Source organism: Streptomyces sp. NPDC048644, assembly GCF_043199105.1.
In the GTDB taxonomy this organism is placed as follows: Bacteria; Actinomycetota; Actinomycetes; order Streptomycetales; family Streptomycetaceae; genus Streptomyces.
In genome coordinates, this window is sequence record NZ_JBICVO010000004.1 from 187,209 (window position 1) to 206,099 (window position 18,891).

Genomic DNA, 18,891 nt, shown 5'->3' on the forward strand with positions numbered 1-18,891 from the left:
GCCCCGCACCAGGAGATTGCACATACAACCGGCCAAGCGCAGGCGCCGGGGGTGCGGGGGTTTCCCCCGTAAACGCACGGCGGTCCCGGGCCGAATCGCGTCGGCGGCCCTCGGTCGAGTAGCGTGACGCCCCATGCGTCTCGTCATCGCCCGCTGCTCCGTGGACTACGCGGGCCGGCTCACCGCCCACCTGCCCTCCGCCCCCCGCCTCATCCTGGTGAAGGCCGACGGCTCCGTTTCCGTCCACGCGGACGACCGCGCCTACAAACCCCTCAACTGGATGTCCCCGCCGTGCTCCCTCAAGGAGGGCGACGGCGACGTGTGGACGGTGGAGAACAAGGGCGGCGAGAAACTCATCATCACCCTGGAGGAGGTCATCCACGACTCCTCGCACGAGCTGGGGGTCGACCCCGGACTCATCAAGGACGGTGTGGAGGCGCACCTCCAGGAGCTGCTCGCCGACCGGATCGAGACCCTGGGTACGGGCTATTCGCTGATTCGGCGTGAATACCCCACCGCCATCGGCCCGGTGGACATTCTGTGCCGGGATGCGGATGGCCAGACCGTCGCCGTCGAGATCAAGCGGCGGGGCGAGATCGACGGTGTCGAGCAGCTCACCCGCTACCTCGAACTCCTCAACCGCGACCCGCACTTGGCGCCGGTGAAGGGCATCTTCGCGGCGCAGGAGATCAAGCCGCAGGCCCGGGTCCTGGCCACCGACCGCGGGATCGGCTGCGTGGTGCTCGACTACGACGGCCTGCGCGGCATCGAGGACGACAAGCTGCGCCTGTTCTGAGCGCCGCGCACGCGCACGACGCGACGGCCCGGTACGTGACCTGCCGCCCCGAGGGGCGGCGTCCGTACCGGGCCGTCGTGCGCTGCGCCGGGGGCGGTCAGCCGGCCGGGGCGTCCTCGCTGTAGGTGGCGGGGGCACTGCCCTCAGGAGCCGTGTCCGACGGGGCGGTTTCCGGCGGGGCGGCCTGCTGCGGGGCGGTTTCCGCCGGGGTGGTGTAGCCGGCCGAGCTGCTGCTCATCGGGCCCGACGCGCTCTGCGACGGGCTCTGGGTGGTCGGCTTGCCGGTGGGCTCGCCAGTCGGCGTCGGGGTCGTCGGCTCGTCCGTCGGGTCGTCCGTCGGGGTGGGGTCGGTCGGCTTGCCGGTCGGCTTGTGCGTGGGGTCGGTGGGCCCGTCCGTGGGTTCGGTGGGCCTGCCGGTCGGGCCGGTCGTCGGGTCCGTCGGCGCCGTACTCGGGTCCGTGGGCGAGGCGCTGGTGGCGGGGGCGCTGGTGGACGGGGACGGGCTGGCTTCGGTGCTGGGTGCGCCGGACGGTGAGGCCGCCTCGACGGGAGGCAGGCCGGGCCCGGTGCCCGTGACATCGGCCGGGGGCTCCTGGCCCTGGTTGTCGGGCGCGGTGCTCTGCTCGGTGCTGACCTGGCCGCCGTGGCGGCCCTCGCCGCCCGAGGTGAAGCCGAGGGTGACGACGGTGCCGAGGACCGCGGCCAGCAGGACGCCGGCGCCGATGGCGACGAGGTTGCGCCGGGCCCGGCCGAGAACCGGCCGCTCACCGGCGGCGCCCTTGTGCCGGGCGGGTCCGACGGGTGCGGACGGCGCACCGGAACGGGCGGCCGGGCCGCGGACGACGACGGTCGGCGCGGTGGTGCCGGCCGCCGGTGTCGCAGGGCCCTGGCCGTCCGCTGCGGACAGCGGCGCGGCGGGCGTGACGATCCGTTCGCCCGGCACCGGCGGCGTGGGGATGACCGAGGGGAAGGCGCGGGTGCGGTCGGCGACGAGCGCCAGCGCCCGGCGTCCGGCGACCGCGCCGCTGCGGTCGGAGAGCACCCCGCGCAGCCCGATGGCGGCCTCCAGCTCGGCGCGCGCCCGGTCGAGGCTGTCGGTGCACAGGGCCAGCACGCCCAGCTCGTGGTGGAAGTACGCCTCTTCGGCGACCTCACCGGCCAGCCGTGCGGCCTCCTGCCCGTGCCGCAGGCTGCGCTCCCAGGCGCTCCAGTGCAGCGCGGCGGCGAACGCGGGTGCGGCGGTACGGGCGAGCAGCACGGCGGCGCTGGGGTGGCCGCTCTCGCGGCTGCCGGTCAGCACACCCATCGCGGCGAGTACGGCGTCGGACTCGGCGGCGGCCCGCTCGGGGGTGACCGAGGGATGGCCCGCCCACCAGGCGTAGTGCTGGGCCGCGGTGTGCGCGCGGGCAGCCGCGTCCTCGCCGTATCCGGCGGCCTCCAGCTGCTCCTGGACGGTCGCGGCGAGGCGGTAGTGGGTGCCTGCCGGGGTGATCAGGCCGCAGCCCAGCAGATCGCCGAGTGCGGCGTCGGCGTGGGTGTCCTGGGTGAGGGCCGGCAGGTGGGCCTGGTGCGGCAGTTCCCCGCCGAGCGCGACGGCGAAGCGGAGGGTCTCCCGGGCGGCCCGTCCGAGGTGGCCTGCCAGCAGGGGCGCGGGCGAGGCGGCCTCGGCGAGGGTCGGCAGCGGGATCTCGGCGGGCTCCGCCGCGTCGTCATCGTCGGCCGGCTCGGCGAACAGGCCGTAGCCGTCGTCGAGGGCGCCGGGCGCGCTGCGCTGCCGGTCGCGTCTGCGCAGCAGTGCCGCCGCCTGGACGAAGCGCAGCGGCAGCCCTTCGGACTCGAACCAGAGGTCACCGGCCCAGGCGCTCTCCTCGTCGGTGAGCGGGCGCTGCACGGCGCGCTCCAGCAGCCGCAGGCAGGCGGCGCGGCCGATGCCGCCGAGGAAGACCTCTTCGACGTGCGAGTCGGTGCTGGGGGCGGCGATGTCCGGGGTCGCGGAGAAGAGGAAGGCGCACTCGGGGGTGGCGTCGAGGAGTTCGTCGAGTGCCCGGCCGCCGAATTCGAGGTCGTCGACGACGACGATCGCGCCGATGCCGCCCAGCAGCCGCAGCAGCTCAGCGCGGTCGGGACGGTGCCTGGGCGCGCGGTGGACGGCGGCGAACAGCGCGTACAGGAGGTCGTTGGGGGTGCGGTGGTAGCCGGAGAGGCGGACGACGCCGTCGGGCGCGATGTCGGCGCAGGCGTGCGCGACGGCGGCGAGCAGCCGGGTGCGGCCCGCGCCCGAGGGGCCGGTGAGCCGTACGGAGCGCCCGCGGGAGAGCAGGCGCACCAGGCGTTCGGTCTCCTCGCCGCGTTCTTCGAGTGCGGCGGTGTGGCCGGCGTAGACGGGCGCTCCCGGCGGGACCGGGGGCGTGGCGGCCCGGACGACGTCGGCGCGCTCCTCGGGGCCGAGCTTCCCGGGGGCGGCCGGCAGCTCGCCGGGCGGACAGGGTTCCATCTCGCTGCCGTCAAGGGGGTTGACGGTGACGAGGTAGCTGCCGGAGATGAGCCGCACGACGCGGACCGGTTCGTCGGGGCCGGTCTGCTTGCCGCCGAAGGCCGGCACGGGCGGCTCGGCGGTGTGTGCCCGCTCGCCGTTCTCCTCAGGTCCCCGCTGGGTGTTCGGGTCCATGCTCACAACCCCCAGATGCCCTTCTTGTCGCTCCGGCTGCGCCGCGTGGGTCCGTCCGGGAGGGCGGGCGCGGGTACCGTCCGTCGCCCGGCCGGGGCGTGCCCCGCGTGGCTGCGGCCGGTGCCGCCGCGGCTGCTGGCGGACGGCGCGATGAACCCTAGCCGCGGGGGTGGTGCCGTCACACCGCCGGGGCCCTGACTTGTCCGGAAAGGACCACTCCGGTGCGGATGGCGCGGTTGGTGACGTACGGGGTGTTGCACACCGCATCGCTCCCCGGCGCCGTGCCCCGGCCGTCCGCACCGGACACCCACCGCCCCGCCGGGTGGATGCCGTGCCTCACACGCGAGGAAGCGATTCCGCTGCGAGCCCGCCCTCGATGGCGAGGATGCGGTGCAGGCGGGTGGCGACCAGCAGCCGCTGCATCTGGGGCGGGACGCCGCGCAGCACGAGCCGTCGGCCCACCCGGCCCGCGCGGCGGTGCGCCCCCATGATCACGCCGAGCCCGGTGGCGTCCCAGGAATCCAGCTCGGTCAGATCCAGCACGAGATCGCCGCGACCGGAGTCGACGGCGGTGTGCAGGGCCGTACGGGCGTCCGCCGCGCTGCGGACATCGAGGCGGCCCCCGACGACCAGCTCGGCGTGGTCGCCCCTGATATGCATATGTACTCCCCGGAATGGTGGTTCTCGTACGGTGAGGTCTACCGAACTGACGGCCTCTCACGCGGCGAAGTTTCCGCCTGTAAGCGAACCGATACCGAATTCACCCCACGGAGTGACGAATCGGGCCCGCCCGGCCCTGACGCGGTATCAGTGCGCGTAGAAGCCCTGCCCGCTCTTGCGGCCGATATCGCCCGCGTCGACCATCCGCCGCATGATCTCCGGCGGCGCGAACTTCTCGTCCTGGGACTCGGTGTAGATGTTGCCGGTGGCGTGCAGCAGGATGTCGACGCCGGTGAGGTCGGCGGTGGCCAGCGGCCCCACGGCGTGACCGAAGCCCAGCTTGCAGGCCACGTCGATGTCCTCGGCGCTCGCCACACCCGATTCGTAGAGCTTGGCGGCCTCGACGACCAGCGCCGAGATCAGCCGGGTGGTGACGAAGCCGGCCACGTCGCGGTTGACGACGATGCAGGTCTTGCCGACGGATTCGGCGAACTCCCGCGCGGTGGCGAGGGTTTCGTCGCTCGTCTTGTAGCCGCGCACCAGCTCGCACAGCTGCATCATCGGCACCGGCGAGAAGAAGTGCGTGCCGACCACACGCTCCGGGCGGGACGTGGCCGCGGCGATCTTGGTGATCGGGATGGCGGAGGTGTTGGAGGCCAGCACCGCCTCGTCCTTGGCGATCTTGTCGAGGGCCTGGAAGATCTCCCGCTTGACCTCGATCTTCTCGAAGACCGCCTCGACGACGACATCCGCGTCGGCCACCGCGTCCAGGTCGGTCGTGGTGGTGATCCTGGCCAGCGCCTGCTCGGCGGCGGCGGCTTCCAGCTTGCCCTTGGAGACGAACTTCTCGTACGAGGCCGCGATGCCGTCCTTGCCGCGGGCCAGCGCCTCGTCCGTCACATCCCGGAGGACGACATCCCATCCCGCCTGGGCGGAGACCTGCGCGATGCCGGACCCCATGAGTCCGGCTCCGATGACGGCGAGCTTCCTTGCCACTGCTGTCCCCTAACACGCTGTGCATTTGAGAGCCTGTGAAGGTGACGTTAGCGTCCGTGAGCGATCGTTTGGTAGGTAAGAGAGGCGCGTCACGTCTCACATGACGGACATCACACCGACCGGAGCCGTTCACCGTCCGGAAGGCCGTCAGCCGCCCGCCCGTACGGCGTAGTTGAGGACCCGCTCACTGAGCAGTTCCTCCATGTCGTCGAGCAGGACCAGCGCTTCACGGGAGACCTCGGCGGGCTTGCGGCCGGCCAGCATCTCGCGCGCGATGGCCGCCGTGAGCGACTGGTGCACCCAGGCGATCTGGCCCGCCATCAGGCCGGGCAGCGGGTCGTCAGCGGCGGCGCCGGTCTCCTCGCGGAGCGTCGCCTCCAGGTCGTCGAGGATCTCCTGCTGCAGGTACCAGAGGCGGGCCTTGAGGGTGGGGGCGCCGTGCACCACGCGCATGAAGCGGTCATAGCCCTCCATCAGGCCGACGCGCGGCGAGACCGCCTCGACCTCGTCGCGCAGTTCGCGCAGCACGGCGACGGCGGCGGACTCGCCGGCCGCCCGGCCCCGTACGAAGCGCGAGAGCCGGTCGAGCACACCCTTGCTCCGGTCGAAGAAGAGGTCTTCCTTGGCCGGGAAGTAGTTGTAGACGGTGTTGACGGAGACCTCCGCCGCCTCGGCGATCTCCGCGATGGTCACCGCGTCGAAGCCGCGCTCCAGGAAGAGGCCGGTGGCCACGTCCGAGAGGTACTGGCGGGTCTGCCGCTTCTTCCGCTCCCTGAGTCCCTCAGCCATGGCGCCATCCTACCTTTCACTGGGGACGGTTGATTTTTGGAGGCGTTGCAATTTTTCAGTCCCTCTGTTTTTCTGAGGCCATGCCCGTCCTCAGCACGTCCCAACTGGCCCGGACCTTCACCACCAAAAGCGGCACTGTCGAAGCGGTCCGCGGCATCGATCTCACCGTCGAGCGCGGCGAGATCCTCGGCTTCCTCGGCCCCAACGGCGCGGGCAAGACCACCACCCTGCGGATGCTCACCACCCTGCTGGCGCCCACCGGCGGCAGCGCGACCGTCGCCGGCTGCGACCTGGCGGGAGACCCGGCCGGGGTGCGGCGCGCGTCCGGTTACGTCGCCCAGTCCGGCGGCGTGGACCCGAACGTCTCGGTACGCGAGGAACTGGTCACCCAGGGCCGCCTCTACCGGCTCGGCAGGGCGCGGGCCACGGCTCGCGCCGCGGAGGTGGCCGGCGAACTCGGCCTGGGCGGGCTGCTCGACCGCAGGACCGCCACGCTCTCCGGCGGCCAGCGGCGCCGGCTGGACATCGCGCTGGGCCTGACCCACCGCCCCGAGATCCTCTTCCTCGACGAGCCGACCACAGGACTCGACCCCGGCAGCCGCGCCGACCTGTGGGACCTGATCCGCCGCATCCGCGCCGAGCACGGCACCACCGTCTTCCTGACCACCCACTACCTCGACGAGGCCGACGCGCTCGCCGACCGGCTGGTGATCGTCGACAAGGGCGTGGTCGCCGCCGACGGCACCCCCGCCGCGCTCAAGACGCGGTACGCGGGCTCGGCAGGCGCGACCCTCCAGGACGCGTTCCTCGCCGTCACCGGACGCGGCGCCGCGCCGCAGCCGCACACCCCCGTCACCGTCTGACCGGTCCGCCGCCCACACCACAGGAGTCCCCGTGCCGCCGCCCCCGTCCCCCGCCGCGTTCCTCTCCGACACCGCGCTGATCTTCGGCCGCTATGCCAGACAGACCCTGCGCTCCCGGATCCAGATGCTGTTCGGCGTTCTGATGCCGCTGCTGTACCTGCTCTTCTTCGGCCCGCTGCTGACCGGTCTGCCGCTGGCGTCGCAGGGCAGTTCCTGGCAGTTGCTGGTTCCCGGACTGCTGCTCCAACTCGCCCTGTTCGGGGCCTCGTTCTGCGGTTTCGGCATCGTCGTCGAGAAGCAGTACGGCGTGGTCGAGCGGATGCGGGTGACGCCGGTGAGCCGCCCGGCGCTGCTGCTGGGCCGGGTGCTGCGGGACGCCGCGCTGTTCGTCTTCCAGTCCGTGCTGCTGGTGCTGGCCGCGCTGGTCATGGGCCTGCGCGCGCCGCTGCCCGGCATCCTCATCGGCTTCGCCTTCGTCGCCGTCCTGACCGTGGCGCTCGGCTCGCTGTCGTACGCGCTGGCGCTGCGGGTCAGCACACCGCAGGAGTTCGGTCCTGTGGTCAACGCCCTCACGCTGCCCGCGATGCTGCTGTCCGGGCTGATGCTGCCGATGACGCTGGGGCCCAAGTGGCTCGACGTGCTCTCGCACTTCATGCCGTTCCGCTACCTCGTGGACGCCGTGCGGGCCGCCTTCGTCGGTGCGTACACCTCGCCGGACCTGCTCCGCGGCGTGCTGGTCGCGGCCGGCTTCGCCGTGCTGTCAGTGGTCCTGTGCGCCCGGACCTTCCGCGGATCCGCCGCGTAGGCTCGCCCGCATGGTGAATCTGACGCGCATCTACACCCGCACCGGCGACAAGGGCACCACCGCCCTGGGCGACATGAGCCGCACCGCCAAGACCGACAGCCGGATCTCGGCCTACGCGGACGCCAACGAGGCCAATGCCGCGATCGGCGTGGCGCTGGCGCTCGGTTCGCTGCCCGACGAGGTGGCGACGGTGCTGCTGCGGGTGCAGAACGACCTGTTCGACGTCGGCGCCGACCTGTCCACGCCGGTCGTCGAGAACCCCAAGTACCCGCCGCTACGCGTCGAGCAGGGCTACATCGACAAGCTGGAGGCGGACTGCGACCGCTTCCTGGAGCAGCTGGAGAAGCTGCGCAGCTTCATCCTCCCCGGCGGCACCGCGGGCGCGGCCCTGCTCCACCAGGCGTGCACGGTCGTCCGCCGCGCCGAGCGGTCGACGTGGGCGGCCTTCGACGAGCACGGCGACACCATGAACCCGCTCACCGCCACCTACCTCAACCGACTCTCCGACCTCCTGTTCATCCTGGCCCGCATGGCCAACAAGGAGGTCGGAGACGTGCTGTGGGTGCCGGGCGGCGAACGGTAGCCACCGCCCGCCGCCCGGCCCGGGGCGCTTGCTAACGCAGCGACTTCTGCGGCCGGGCGGCCCCGTCCCCTGCGGCCTCTCCCCCGCCCTTGCCCGCCGGGTCCTTCTTCGGCCAGATCAGGTACGTCAGCGCGATCACGCCGTGGATGGCCGCGAGGCGCGCCACGTTGACCTGCCAGCCGTGCAGGGACGCGGTGTCGCCGCCGTCGCCGACGTACCACGCGGCGAGCTGGAGCAGACCGGCGGCGACCGCGGCCATCAAGGCCGTACGCAGCCACAGTTTGCCCTCGTGGGCGGCGCGCGCCAGGCCGTAGCGCGGCGGCTTGGGAGGCGGCGGGGCGCCGCCGAAGCGGTGCGCGACGTGCCCGTCGACCCAGTTGATCGTGTAGTGACCGTAGGCGACGGTGTAGCCGATGTAGACGGCGGCCAGGCCGTGCTTCCAGTCCGCGCTCGCGCCGTTCTTCAGGTCGATCGCGGTGACGATCAGCAGGGTCAGCTCCAGCAGCGGCTCCATGAGCAGCACGGCGGCGCCGGTGCGGGGCATCCGCGCCAGGTAGCGCAGCGCCAGACCGCCGGCCAGCAGAACCCAGAAGCCGACCTCGCAGGCAATGATCAGCGTGACGACCATGACGGCCTCCTCTTCACTCGGGCACTCCCAGCCTGTCGCGTCCGCAGGCCCCGTTCGTCGTCGCCGGTGACGATCCCGGCTGCATCTTTCGATGTAGCGGACGCGCCGGGGGAAGCGCCGTCGTGTGGAGGCGGGGCGCCGCGGCGCCGTGTTGGATGGAGGGGTGAGAGCCCGCCTGCCCGCCGTACCCGCGAGGCCGCACCGCGACGATGTCCTCATCGCGGCGGCCGGGCTGCTCGGCGGCCTGCTGCTGTGGGTGCTGGGACTGCACGGCAGACCGCCGGTGCCCGGCCTGCCGGCATGGCTGACGCTGGTCGCGCTGGCCGCCATCAGCGGCGCCGAACTGCTGCGCCGTACCGCCCCGCTGACCGGTCTCGCCGTCGCCGTCGCCGCGCTCGCCCTGGACACCTGCACCGGGACGCTCATCGCCACCGTCGTGATGTTCACGGACCTGGTCTACGCCGCGGTGCTCTACGGAGGCCCCCGGACGGCCCGTCGGATCCCGCAGTGCGCCGTGCTGGTGACGGTCGTGACCACGGTGGTGCTGCTCGCCGTGCGGCGCGACCCGGAGATGCTGATGTTCGGCATCGTCATCGGCGTCCTCACCGCCACCCCCGCCTGGACCGGCCTGATCATCCGCAACCACCGCGACGCGGCCCAGGCCGCCAGACTGCGCGCCGAGCAGACCGCGCTGCTCGCCGAGATGGACAGGACCCAGGCGGTGGCGGGCGAGCGCGCACGGATGGCCCGCGAGCTGCACGACATGGTCGCCAACCACCTGTCGGCCATCGCCATCCACGCCACCGCGGCGCAGACCATCGACGACCCGGGCGCGACCCGTCAGGCGCTCGGCGTCATCCGCGAGAACAGCGTCCAGGGTCTGGCCGAAATGCGCCGTCTCATCGGGTTGCTGCGGGACACCGGCACCGCGGGCGGCGCGGACGAACCGGCCGCCGTCCCCACCCTCGACGGGCTGGAAGCCCTGCTCGGCCAGGCCAGGACGAACGGCGCGGGCAGCGGGCTCACCTTCACCCTGGACGACGCCCGGCACGCCGACGGCACCGGCCCGCGGACCGCGCTGCCCGCACCGGTGGAGCTGGCCGCCTACCGCATCGTCCAGGAGTCCCTGACCAACGCGCTCAAGCACGCCGAGCCCGGCGAGGTCGCCGTCCGCATCGAACAGACCCAGGACGGCCCGCTCGGCATCGCCGTGATCAGCCCGTTCGGCGACCGCTCTGGCCCCCGGGCACCCGGCTCCGGCGCCGGACTGGTCGGCATGCGGGAGCGCACCACCCTGCTGGGCGGCACCTTCGAAGCCGGCCCGGCACCGGGTCCTGACGGCACCGTATGGCAGGTACGGGCCCAGCTCCCGGCCACCGAGGAGGAAACACCGTCATGACAGGCGCGCCCACGCAGCCGATCCGGGTACTCGTCGCCGAGGACCAGTCCGCCGTCCGCGCCGGTCTGGTGCTCATCCTGCGCTCGGCCCCCGACATCGAGGTCGTCGGCGAGGCGGCGGACGGCGAGGAAGCCGTACGGCTGGCCCGCGAGCTGCGCCCCGCGCTCGTGCTCATGGACCTCCAGATGCCGCGGCTCGACGGGGTCTCGGCCACCCGCCAGGTTGTCTCCGATGGCCTCGCCGACGTGCTGGTGCTGACCACGTTCGACCTGGACGCGTACCTCTTCGGCGCGCTGCGGGCGGGCGCCGCCGGCTTCCTGCTCAAGGACAGCGACGCGACCGCGCTGCTGACCGCGGTGCGCACGGTGGCGTCGGGCGAGGGCCTGATCTCCCCCGCGGTGACCCGCAGGCTGCTCGCGGAGTTCGCCGCGCACTCGGTCCCGGCACGTCACGAGCGGCCCGGCGAGGCACCGGACCCGGCAGTCCTGGACGTGCTGACGCCGCGCGAGCGCGAGGTCCTGGGCGCGCTGGGCCGCGGTCTGTCGAACGCCGATGTGGCGGTACGTCTTGAGATGGCGGAGGCCACGGTGAAGACGCACGTCAGCAGGCTGCTCGCCAAGCTGGGACTGCGCAGCAGACTCCAAGCCGCGGTCCTGGCACAGGAGTTGGGAATCGACGCCCGGCCGTGATCCGAGAGCCCTACGCCACGTTCACCCTCTGGCCGGGCGGCGCCGCCTCCAGCCAGGCCAGGAAGCCGGTGAGTGCGTCCTCGCTCATCGCCAGCTCCAGGCGGACGCCGCGGTGGCGGCAGGCGAGCACGATCGAGTCGGAGAGCAGCGCCAGCTCTTCCTCGCCCTGCGGGGTCCTGCGCTCCAGGACCTCGATGGCGGAGCGCTCCAGAATGCGGCGGGGCCTGGGCGCGTAGGAGAAGACCCGGAACCACTCGATCCGGTCACCGTTGTAGCGCGCGACGCCGTAGATCCAGCCCTTGCCGCTTGGCTCGCGCTCGTCATCGGAAACGTTCCAGCGCAGGCTGCAGTCGAACGTGCCGCCGGACCGCTGGATGAGCCGCCGCCGCAGCCCGAAGACGAACAGTCCCAGCAGCACCAGCACCACGACCGCGCCGCTCACAAGCAGAGCGAGGACCATCTCGACCGACCTCCTCGCCTCGTATTCCGGAAACGCACCTGCATTGCCTCAGCCGCGGGCCGCTCCGGAGGTCTCCGGGCAGCCCGCGGCTGAGGATCGATCTCGTCGGTGCCGGGGCTCAGTGAACGCCCGTCACCGAGCGCAGCCGGACATCGGCGCGGCGTTCGGCAGCCGCGTCGGCCTCCGACTTCGCCCGCTCCAGTGCCCGCTCCGCGCGCTGGACATCGATCTCGTCCGACAGTTCCGCGATCTCCGCGAGCAGAGACAGCTTGTTGTCGGCGAAAGAGATGAAACCGCCGTGCACAGCGGCGACGACGGTGCCGTCCCCGCTCTCGCCGGTCGTACGAATCGTCACCGGGCCGGACTGCAGCACGCCGAGCAGCGGCTGGTGTCCGGGCATGACGCCGATGTCGCCCGACGAGGTGCGCGCGACAACCAGGCTGGCCTCGCCGGACCAGACCTGTCGGTCCGCTGCGACCAACTCGACGTGCAGCTCAGCCACGATGGCTCCTCGGGTCTCCACCTGCCAGGCTCGGCAGATGTTGGGTCAAATACTAGTGGTCGTACGGACCGGGGGCGGCCAGGGCCGCCCCCGGGACCGGGGCCGGGGTCAGGAGACGCCCAGCTCCTTGGCGTTCTTCTCCAGGTCCTCGATGCCGCCGCACATGAAGAAGGCCTGCTCGGGGAAGTGGTCGTACTCGCCGTCCGCGATCGCGTTGAAGGCGTGGATCGACTCGTCGAGCGAGACGTCCGAGCCGTCGACACCGGTGAACTGCTTCGCCACGTGGGTGTTCTGCGACAGGAACCGCTCGATCCGACGGGCGCGGTAGACGGTGAGCTTGTCTTCCTCGCCCAGCTCGTCGATACCCAGAATCGCGATGATGTCCTGGAGGTCCTTGAACTTCTGCAGGATCGTCTTGACGCGCGAGGCGCAGTCGTAGTGGTCCTGCGAGATGTAGCGGGGGTCCAGGATCCGGGACGTCGAGTCCAGCGGGTCAACCGCCGGGTAGATGCCCTTCTCCGAGATCGGGCGCGACAGCACGGTCGTCGCGTCCAGGTGGGCGAAGGTGGTCGCCGGCGCCGGGTCGGTCAGGTCGTCCGCGGGGACGTAGATCGCCTGCATCGAGGTGATCGAGTGACCACGGGTCGAGGTGATGCGCTCCTGGAGGAGGCCCATCTCGTCCGCCAGGTTCGGCTGGTAACCCACCGCGGACGGCATACGGCCGAGCAGCGTGGAGACCTCGGAACCCGCCTGGGTGTAGCGGAAGATGTTGTCGATGAAGAACAACACGTCCTGCTTCTGCACATCGCGGAAGTACTCCGCCATGGTCAGACCGGCGAGCGCGACGCGCAGACGGGTGCCCGGGGGCTCGTCCATCTGACCGAAGACCAGGGCGGTCTTGTCGATGACGCCGGACTCCGTCATTTCCTCGATCAGGTCGTTGCCCTCACGGGTGCGCTCGCCGACACCGGCGAACACCGACACACCGTCGTGGTTGTTGGCCACGCGGTAGATCATTTCCTGGATGAGGACGGTCTTGCCGACGCCCGCACCGCCGAACAGACCGATCTTGCCGCCCTTGACGTACGGGGTCAGCAGGTCGATGACCTTGACGCCGGTCTCGAACATCTCGGTCTTCGACTCGAGCTGGTCGAAGCTCGGGGCCTTGCGGTGGATCGGCCAGCGCTCGGTGATCTCCGACTCGGCCTCGGGCTTGTTCAGGATGTCGCCGAGGGTGTTGAACACCTTGCCCTTGGTGATGTCGCCGACCGGGACGGTGATCCCGGCGCCGGTGTCGGTCACCGGGGCCTGGCGGACCAGGCCGTCGGTGGGCTGCATCGAGATCGCACGGATGACGCCGTCACCCAGGTGCTGCGCGACCTCAAGGGTCAGCGTCTTGGTCTTGCCCTGCTCCGCCGGGTCGACGACGTCGACGTGCAGCGCGTTGTAGATCTCCGGCATCGCGTCGACGGGGAACTCCACGTCGACAACCGGGCCGATGACCCGCGCGACGCGGCCTGCGGCCACGCCCGACGCGGCGGTCGGCTCAACAGTGGTGGTCATAGTTGTCAGTCACTCCCCGCGGTCGCGTCGGCCAGGGCGCTGGCGCCACCGACGATCTCGCTGATTTCCTGGGTGATTTCGGCCTGGCGGGCCGCGTTGGCAAGCCGCGAGAGCGACTTGATGAGCTCTTCGGCGTTGTCGGTGGCCGACTTCATCGCACGCCGGGTGGCGGCGTGCTTCGAAGCGGCGGCCTGCAGCAGCGCGTTGTAGATCCGCGACTCGACGTACCGCGGCAGCAGGGCGTCGAGGACGTCCTCGGCCGACGGCTCGAACTCGAAGAGCGGCAGGATCTCGCCGTCCTTCCCCTCGTCGACGGCCGCGGCCGTCTCCGTGAGGCTGAGCGGCAGCAGCCGGTCGTCGAGCGCCGTCTGCGTCATCATCGAGATGAACTCGGTGAAGACGATGTGGAGTTCGTCCACGCCGCCCTCGGCCGTGTCCTGCTGTACGGCGGCGATCAGCGGCGCGGCGACCGCCTTGGCGTCGGCGTACGTCGGGCTGTCGGTGAAGCCGGTCCACGACTCCTGCACCGTCCGCTCGCGGAAGGCGTAGTACGACACGCCCTTGCGTCCGACGATGTAGGCGTCGACCTCCTTGCCCTCGGCCCGGAGCCGCTCGGTGAGCTGCTCCGCGGCCTTGATGACGTTGGAGGAGTAGCCGCCGGCCAGACCGCGGTCGCTCGTGATGAGCAGCAGCGCGGCACGGGTCGGCCGCTCCGCCTCGGTCGTGAGCGGGTGCTGCGTGTTCGAGCCGGTGGCAACCGCCGTCACCGCGCGGGTCAGTTCACTCGCGTACGGCGTCGATGCCGCCACCTGGCGCTGCGCCTTGACGACGCGCGAGGCGGCGATCATCTCCATCGCCTTGGTGATCTTCTTGGTCGCGGTGACGGAGCGGATGCGACGCTTGTAGACCCGGAGCGTGGCTCCCATGGATCAGGTCCCTTCCGTCGTCACTTGGCGGTGCTGACCGGAGCGTCCTCACCGAGAAGCTTGCCGTCCGAGGTCTCGAACTGCTGCTTGAAGGCGGCGACGGAATCGGTGAGCGCCTGGATGGTGTCGTCGGACATCTTGCCGCCCTCGACGATGCTGGTCAGCAGCTCCTTCTTCTCCCGGCCCAGGTAGTCGAGAAGCTCCCGCTCGAAGCGGCGGATGTCCTCGACCGGCACGTCGTCCATCTTGCCGGTGGTGCCGGCCCAGATGGAGACGACCTGGTCCTCGACCGGGTACGGCGCGTACTGGCTCTGCTTGAGCAGCTCGGTCATGCGCTTGCCGCGCTCCAGCTGAGCCTTGGAGGCCGCGTCCAGGTCGGAACCGAAGGCGGCGAACGCCTCCAGCTCGCGGTACTGGGCGAGGTCCACGCGCAGACGTCCGGAGACCTGCTTCATGGCCTTGTGCTGGGCCGAGCCACCGACACGGGAGACCGAGATACCGACGTTGATCGCCGGGCGCTGGTTCGCGTTGAAGAGGTCGGACTCCAGGAAGCACTGACCGTCGGTGATGGAGATGACGTTGGTCGGGATGAACGCCGACACGTCGTTCGCCTTGGTCTCGACGATCGGCAGGCCGGTCATCGAACCGCCACCCAGCTCGTCGGAGAGCTTCGCGCAGCGCTCCAGCAGACGCGAGTGCAGGTAGAAGACGTCACCCGGGTACGCCTCACGGCCCGGCGGGCGGCGCAGCAGCAGGGACACGGCGCGGTAGGCGTCGGCCTGCTTCGAGAGGTCATCGAAGATGATCAGGACGTGCTTGCCGGAGTACATCCAGTGCTGGCCGATGGCCGAACCCGTGTAGGGCGCCAGGTACTTGAAGCCCGCCGGGTCGGACGCCGGGGCGGCGACGATGGTCGTGTACTCCAGAGCGCCGGCCTCCTCCAGCGCACCGCGCACGGACGCGATGGTGGAGCCCTTCTGGCCGATGGCGACGTAGATGCAGCGGACCTGCTTCTTCGGGTCGCCCGAGCGCCAGTTGTCGCGCTGGTTGATGATCGTGTCGACGGCCAGGGCGGTCTTGCCGGTCTGACGGTCGCCGATGATCAGCTGACGCTGGCCACGGCCGATCGGCACCATCGAGTCGACGGCCTTGTAGCCGGTCTGCATCGGCTCGTGGACGGACTTACGGACCATGACGCCCGGAGCCTGCAGCTCCAGGGCGCGGCGGCCCTCGGACTCGATCTCGCCGAGGCCGTCGATCGGGTTGCCCAGCGGGTCGACGACGCGGCCGAGGTAGCCCTCGCCCACGGCGACCGAGAGCACCTCACCGGTGCGCTGCACCGGCTGGCCCTCCTCGATACCGCTGAACTCGCCGAGGACAACCGCACCGATCTCGCGCTCTTCGAGGTTCAGCGCAAGACCGAGCGTGCCGTCCTCGAACTTCAGCAGCTCGTTCGCCATCGCCGAGGGAAGGCCCTCGACCTTCGCGATGCCGTCTCCGGCCTCGCTTACCGTGCCGACCTCCTCGCGCGAGGCCGCGTCCGGCTTGTACGCCTGGACGAAGTTCTCCAGCGCGTCCCGGATCTCCTCCGGCCGGATCGTGAGCTCCGCCATCTGGGTTCCCTGCTCTCCTTGTTGGGCCCGAAGTTACTTGCGGGGGTCTGGGGGTTGTCCCCAGGGGGTTTCCGCCTACGGCCCAACTCGGGCCGCCGTCGTGCTTGTGCTGTCTTCCGGGGCCGACCGCGGGCCGCAGCCGGACCTCGTCGGTCCGGCCGTCCGGCCCGGCGTCCTGCCGCCGGTGGTGCAGCTCTTGAGTTGGTGGCTGGGTCAGCCGGCCATCCGCCGTGCCGCCTCGTCGAGACGGTCCGCGATGCTCCCGTTGATGACCTCGTCGCCGATCCGTACCTGGATGCCGCCGATGATCTCGGGGTCCACATCGAGGTTCAGGTGAACCTGCCGTCCGTAGACCTTGGCGAGCGAGGCACCGAGGCGCGCGCGCTGTCCTTCGCTGAGCGGCACCGCGGAGGTGACCACCGCGACCATCCGGCCCCGGCGGTGCGCGGCCAGCTTGGAGAGGGCGTCGAGCCCTGCTTCCAGGCTACGGCCTCGCGGGTTGCCGACGAGCCGGACCACGATGCGTCCGGTGACCGGGTTGGCCCGGCCGCCGAGCAGCGTGTTCAGCAGCTCCGTCTTGGCCGCCACGGAAGCACTCTGGTCGGTCAGCGCACGGCGCAGCTCACCGGTCGAGGTGACGATCCGGCCGAACCGGAACAGCTCGTCCTCGACGTCGTCCAGCTGACCGGCCCGCTGCGCCGCCGCGAGGTCGGCGCTGTAGGACAGCTCCTCCATCGCGTCGGCGAGGTCACGCGAGCCCGACCAGCGGGCGCGGACCATACCGGCGACCAGCTCGGCGGCCGGGCCGCCGATCTTGCCGCCGAGCAGCCGGTCGGCCAGCTCGGCACGTGCCTCGCCGGACTGCGCCGGGTCGGTCAGGACCCGACGCAGCGAGACCTCGCGGTCGAGCAGAGCGGTGACGGCAGCCAGCTCCTCGGCGAGCTTCGCCGCGTCGACGGAGGAATTGTCCGTCAGCGCGTCGAGCTGCTCACGTGCGGAGGCGAGTGCCTCGCGGCTCGCTCCGTTCATCGGCCGGCCTCAGCCTTCGTCGCGTCCGACGCCGCCTTGGCCTCGATGTCGTCGAGGAAGCGGTCGATGGTCCGGCTCTGCCGGGCGTGGTCCTCAAGGGACTCGCCGACGAGCTTGCCGGCCAGGTCGGTGGCGAGCTTGCCCACGTCCTGACGCAGCGACTGCGCGGCCTGCTTGCGGTCCGCCTCGATCTGGGCGTGACCGGCAGCGATGATTTCCTCACGCTGCCGCTGGCCCTCGGCGCGCATCTCGGCGATGAGCGTCGCGCCCTGCTCCTGCGCCTCCTGGCGCAGACGCGCGGCCTCGTGGCGGGCGTCGGCGAGCTGGGCCCGATAGTCCTCGAGCACCTGCTGAGCCTCGGCCTGGGCGGCCTCGGCCTTCTCCATGCCGCCCTCGATCGCCGCCCGGCGCTCGTCCAGAACCTTGTTGATGTTCGGGAGCAGCTTCTTGGCGAGGAAGCCGAAGACGATGAAGAAGGCGATCAGGCCGATGACCAGCTCTGGAATCGGCGGGACCAGGGGGTTCTCAGGAACCTCCGCCGCCAGGTTCAGGGCGTTCACATCAGTGCCTTCCGTCTGAATGGATAGTCGATGTGCTTCGTTTACTTGTAGACGAAGCCCATGACGATGCCGATCAGGGCGAGCGCCTCACAGAACGCGAAACCCATGATCTGGTTGGTGCGGATCAGGCCGGCGGCCTCGGGCTGACGGGCCAGAGCCTGGGTGCCGTTACCGAAGATGATGCCGACGCCGACGCCGGGGCCGATCGCGGCGAGGCCGTAACCGATCGAGGCGACGTTGCCGACCACGGTGCTCTTGGCGGTGTCGCCGGCGGCAGCGAGGTTGATCATTTCGAGAGCAGCGGACATGCCGTTACTTCCTTCTCATTTCACGGACCGGTGGGGGTTGGCCACCAGACAGCTGTTGGGCTGGGAGACGAGGGTGCTCAGTGGTGCTCGGCGAGCGCGCCCTGGACGTAGTTACAGGCCAGGAGCACGAAGACGTACGCCTGGACGGCCTGGATGAAGAGCTCGAAGGCAGTCATCACGATGGTCATCACGAAGGACGCACCGGCGTAGACGAAGCCGATGCCGTTCAGCATGTACCAGCTGGCGATGGTGAACAGCAGGATCAGCAGGTGGCCCGCGAACATGTTCGCGAAGAGCCGGACCGCGTGGGTGAACGGGCGGATGATCAGGTGCTGGAGAAGTTCGAGCACCATGATCAGCGGCAGCACCCAGCCGAGCGACTTGTCGTAGCCCGAGATGTTCTTCAGTCCGCCGACGAAGCCCTGCTTCTTGAACGTGAGGAACAGCCAGGTGACGTAGACGACCAGGGCGAGGGCCACCGGGAAGGCGATCACCGACGTCACGGGGAACGCCATCAGCGGGATGATGGACCAGAGGTTCATGATCCACACGAAGAAGAACAGCGAGACCATGAAGGGGACGTACTTGTCGCCCTCCTTCTTCCCCAGTGCGTCATAGACGAGCCCGCGGCGCACGAAGTCGTACCCCGCCTCGCCGACCATCTGGAGTTTTCCGGGAACGACCTTCGCCTTGCCGAACGCGACCCAGAAGAACCCCACCACCACGATCGTGCTGAGGAATGCCAGCAGCATCGGCTTGTTGAACTCGAAGCCGCCGACTGTGAAGAGGGGTTCGAAAACGAACGAATGAAGACCCGGGGCCTCGAAGCCACACCCCGGGATGAAGAGGTGGCACTCCGTGTCGAAGGCGAGCATCGTTTCAGCACTCACCGCGGGCTCCTTCAGCGTGGCGCATGGGTACGGCAACCTCGTTGTGTCGGCGCGGCGTTGAGCCACGGAGCGGCACTGGACTGGTCTTACGGATGTGGGGGCGGCGTCTCGGCGCTGGGCCGGGTCGGATCACAGGCATCGGCTGCGAGGGCTGCCGGTTCCAA

20 protein-coding genes are annotated in these 18,891 nt (G+C 70.7%); 6 read left to right on the forward strand and 14 right to left on the reverse strand.

Features of this window, described 5'->3' with window-relative positions; all coding sequences use genetic code 11:
- Nucleotides 1-133 precede the first annotated feature (133 nt).
- A complete protein-coding gene (nucS, locus tag ACGFNI_RS10465) occupies nucleotides 134-796 on the forward strand; it encodes an endonuclease NucS (RefSeq protein WP_393682432.1) in 663 nt (220 codons plus the stop codon).
- A gap of 97 nt (nucleotides 797-893) precedes the next feature.
- Here the strand turns inward: nucS and ACGFNI_RS10470 are convergent, their stop codons facing one another.
- The 4 genes from ACGFNI_RS10470 to ACGFNI_RS10485 all read right to left on the reverse strand — a co-directional run bounded on the left by ACGFNI_RS10470 (nucleotide 894) and on the right by ACGFNI_RS10485 (nucleotide 5,909).
- Nucleotides 894-3,464, reverse strand: coding sequence for an ATP-binding protein (locus tag ACGFNI_RS10470; protein ID WP_393682434.1), 2,571 nt, complete (start codon nucleotides 3,462-3,464; stop codon nucleotides 894-896).
- Between the two features lie 336 nt (nucleotides 3,465-3,800).
- Nucleotides 3,801-4,124, reverse strand: coding sequence for an STAS domain-containing protein (locus ACGFNI_RS10475; protein ID WP_393682435.1), 324 nt, complete (start codon nucleotides 4,122-4,124; stop codon nucleotides 3,801-3,803).
- Between the two features lie 147 nt (nucleotides 4,125-4,271).
- Complete coding sequence (locus ACGFNI_RS10480) at nucleotides 4,272-5,120, reverse strand: 3-hydroxyacyl-CoA dehydrogenase family protein (protein ID WP_393682437.1); 849 nt, start codon at nucleotides 5,118-5,120, stop codon at nucleotides 4,272-4,274.
- A 147-nt stretch (nucleotides 5,121-5,267) separates the two neighbouring features.
- Entirely contained in the window at nucleotides 5,268-5,909 is a 642-nt protein-coding gene (locus ACGFNI_RS10485; RefSeq protein ID WP_393682438.1) for a TetR/AcrR family transcriptional regulator, read from the reverse strand.
- Nucleotides 5,910-5,989: 80 nt separating this feature from the next.
- On the opposite strand from ACGFNI_RS10485, the gene ACGFNI_RS10490 reads away from it, so the two are divergent.
- From ACGFNI_RS10490 to ACGFNI_RS10500, 3 genes are read left to right on the forward strand one after another with little or no spacing between them, the layout of a single operon-like run.
- On the forward strand, nucleotides 5,990-6,772 hold the full coding sequence (locus ACGFNI_RS10490) for an ABC transporter ATP-binding protein (protein WP_393682440.1): 783 nt from the start codon (nucleotides 5,990-5,992) through the stop codon (nucleotides 6,770-6,772).
- A 31-nt stretch (nucleotides 6,773-6,803) separates the two neighbouring features.
- A complete protein-coding gene (locus tag ACGFNI_RS10495; protein WP_393682442.1) occupies nucleotides 6,804-7,577 on the forward strand; it encodes an ABC transporter permease in 774 nt (257 codons plus the stop codon).
- Between the two features lie 10 nt (nucleotides 7,578-7,587).
- Nucleotides 7,588-8,160, forward strand: coding sequence for a cob(I)yrinic acid a,c-diamide adenosyltransferase (locus ACGFNI_RS10500; protein ID WP_393682443.1), 573 nt, complete (start codon nucleotides 7,588-7,590; stop codon nucleotides 8,158-8,160).
- A 31-nt stretch (nucleotides 8,161-8,191) separates the two neighbouring features.
- On the opposite strand, the gene ACGFNI_RS10505 is transcribed toward ACGFNI_RS10500, so the two are convergent.
- Nucleotides 8,192-8,788, reverse strand: coding sequence for a hypothetical protein (locus ACGFNI_RS10505; protein WP_393682445.1), 597 nt, complete (start codon nucleotides 8,786-8,788; stop codon nucleotides 8,192-8,194).
- 163 nt (nucleotides 8,789-8,951) lie between these two features.
- Between ACGFNI_RS10505 and ACGFNI_RS10510 the strand changes: the two genes are divergently transcribed.
- Nucleotides 8,952-10,187: a sensor histidine kinase gene (locus ACGFNI_RS10510; RefSeq protein WP_393682446.1), complete on the forward strand. Its 1,236-nt coding sequence runs from the start codon at nucleotides 8,952-8,954 to the stop codon at nucleotides 10,185-10,187.
- Nucleotides 10,184-10,876 carry a response regulator gene (locus tag ACGFNI_RS10515; RefSeq protein WP_393682448.1) on the forward strand — a complete coding sequence of 231 codons (693 nt, stop codon included), beginning with the start codon at nucleotides 10,184-10,186 and terminating at the stop codon, nucleotides 10,874-10,876. The genes ACGFNI_RS10510 and ACGFNI_RS10515 overlap by 4 nt, the downstream gene beginning before the upstream one ends.
- A 10-nt stretch (nucleotides 10,877-10,886) precedes the next feature.
- On the opposite strand, the gene ACGFNI_RS10520 is transcribed toward ACGFNI_RS10515, so the two are convergent.
- The 9 genes from ACGFNI_RS10520 to atpB form a co-directional block, all read right to left on the reverse strand.
- Nucleotides 10,887-11,336, reverse strand: coding sequence for a DUF2550 domain-containing protein (locus tag ACGFNI_RS10520; protein ID WP_393682449.1), 450 nt, complete (start codon nucleotides 11,334-11,336; stop codon nucleotides 10,887-10,889).
- 118 nt (nucleotides 11,337-11,454) lie between these two features.
- A complete protein-coding gene (locus ACGFNI_RS10525; RefSeq protein ID WP_393682451.1) occupies nucleotides 11,455-11,838 on the reverse strand; it encodes a F0F1 ATP synthase subunit epsilon in 384 nt (127 codons plus the stop codon).
- 108 nt (nucleotides 11,839-11,946) lie between these two features.
- Nucleotides 11,947-13,401 (reverse strand): F0F1 ATP synthase subunit beta, encoded by a 1,455-nt coding sequence (atpD, locus tag ACGFNI_RS10530; protein WP_393682453.1) that lies wholly within the window; start codon nucleotides 13,399-13,401, stop codon nucleotides 11,947-11,949.
- Nucleotides 13,402-13,406: 5 nt separating this feature from the next.
- On the reverse strand, nucleotides 13,407-14,327 hold the full coding sequence (locus tag ACGFNI_RS10535) for a F0F1 ATP synthase subunit gamma (protein WP_393682455.1): 921 nt from the start codon (nucleotides 14,325-14,327) through the stop codon (nucleotides 13,407-13,409).
- 20 nt (nucleotides 14,328-14,347) lie between these two features.
- Nucleotides 14,348-15,940 carry a F0F1 ATP synthase subunit alpha gene (gene atpA / locus ACGFNI_RS10540; protein WP_393682456.1) on the reverse strand — a complete coding sequence of 531 codons (1,593 nt, stop codon included), beginning with the start codon at nucleotides 15,938-15,940 and terminating at the stop codon, nucleotides 14,348-14,350.
- A gap of 213 nt (nucleotides 15,941-16,153) precedes the next feature.
- Nucleotides 16,154-16,969: a F0F1 ATP synthase subunit delta gene (locus ACGFNI_RS10545; protein WP_393682458.1), complete on the reverse strand. Its 816-nt coding sequence runs from the start codon at nucleotides 16,967-16,969 to the stop codon at nucleotides 16,154-16,156.
- Nucleotides 16,966-17,529 carry a F0F1 ATP synthase subunit B gene (locus tag ACGFNI_RS10550; protein ID WP_227049433.1) on the reverse strand — a complete coding sequence of 188 codons (564 nt, stop codon included), beginning with the start codon at nucleotides 17,527-17,529 and terminating at the stop codon, nucleotides 16,966-16,968. Before ACGFNI_RS10550 ends, ACGFNI_RS10545 begins: the two co-directional genes overlap by 4 nt.
- Before the next feature lie 41 nt (nucleotides 17,530-17,570).
- Entirely contained in the window at nucleotides 17,571-17,837 is a 267-nt protein-coding gene (gene atpE / locus ACGFNI_RS10555; RefSeq protein ID WP_393682459.1) for an ATP synthase F0 subunit C, read from the reverse strand.
- 77 nt (nucleotides 17,838-17,914) lie between these two features.
- A complete protein-coding gene (gene atpB, locus ACGFNI_RS10560) occupies nucleotides 17,915-18,712 on the reverse strand; it encodes a F0F1 ATP synthase subunit A (protein ID WP_393683018.1) in 798 nt (265 codons plus the stop codon).
- Nucleotides 18,713-18,891: the final 179 nt, after the last annotated feature.

Excerpts from the sequence above, each read along its gene's own strand:
- atpD (WP_393682453.1), bottom strand. The coding sequence starts at position 13,401 with ATGACCACCACTGTTGAGCCGACCGCCGCGTCGGGCGTGGCCGCAGGC.
- ACGFNI_RS10475 (WP_393682435.1), bottom strand. The coding sequence starts at position 4,124 with ATGCATATCAGGGGCGACCACGCCGAGCTGGTCGTCGGGGGCCGCCTC.
- ACGFNI_RS10520 (WP_393682449.1), bottom strand. The coding sequence starts at position 11,336 with ATGGTCCTCGCTCTGCTTGTGAGCGGCGCGGTCGTGGTGCTGGTGCTG.
- ACGFNI_RS10500 (WP_393682443.1), top strand. The coding sequence starts at position 7,588 with ATGGTGAATCTGACGCGCATCTACACCCGCACCGGCGACAAGGGCACC.
- ACGFNI_RS10535 (WP_393682455.1), bottom strand. The coding sequence starts at position 14,327 with ATGGGAGCCACGCTCCGGGTCTACAAGCGTCGCATCCGCTCCGTCACC.
- atpE (WP_393682459.1), bottom strand. The coding sequence starts at position 17,837 with ATGTCCGCTGCTCTCGAAATGATCAACCTCGCTGCCGCCGGCGACACC.
- ACGFNI_RS10515 (WP_393682448.1), top strand. The coding sequence starts at position 10,184 with ATGACAGGCGCGCCCACGCAGCCGATCCGGGTACTCGTCGCCGAGGAC.
- atpB (WP_393683018.1), bottom strand. The coding sequence starts at position 18,712 with ATGCTCGCCTTCGACACGGAGTGCCACCTCTTCATCCCGGGGTGTGGC.
- nucS (WP_393682432.1), top strand. The coding sequence starts at position 134 with ATGCGTCTCGTCATCGCCCGCTGCTCCGTGGACTACGCGGGCCGGCTC.
- ACGFNI_RS10545 (WP_393682458.1), bottom strand. The coding sequence starts at position 16,969 with ATGAACGGAGCGAGCCGCGAGGCACTCGCCTCCGCACGTGAGCAGCTC.
- ACGFNI_RS10505 (WP_393682445.1), bottom strand. The coding sequence starts at position 8,788 with ATGGTCGTCACGCTGATCATTGCCTGCGAGGTCGGCTTCTGGGTTCTG.
- atpA (WP_393682456.1), bottom strand. The coding sequence starts at position 15,940 with ATGGCGGAGCTCACGATCCGGCCGGAGGAGATCCGGGACGCGCTGGAG.
- ACGFNI_RS10490 (WP_393682440.1), top strand. The coding sequence starts at position 5,990 with ATGCCCGTCCTCAGCACGTCCCAACTGGCCCGGACCTTCACCACCAAA.
- ACGFNI_RS10470 (WP_393682434.1), bottom strand. The coding sequence starts at position 3,464 with ATGGACCCGAACACCCAGCGGGGACCTGAGGAGAACGGCGAGCGGGCA.
- ACGFNI_RS10485 (WP_393682438.1), bottom strand. The coding sequence starts at position 5,909 with ATGGCTGAGGGACTCAGGGAGCGGAAGAAGCGGCAGACCCGCCAGTAC.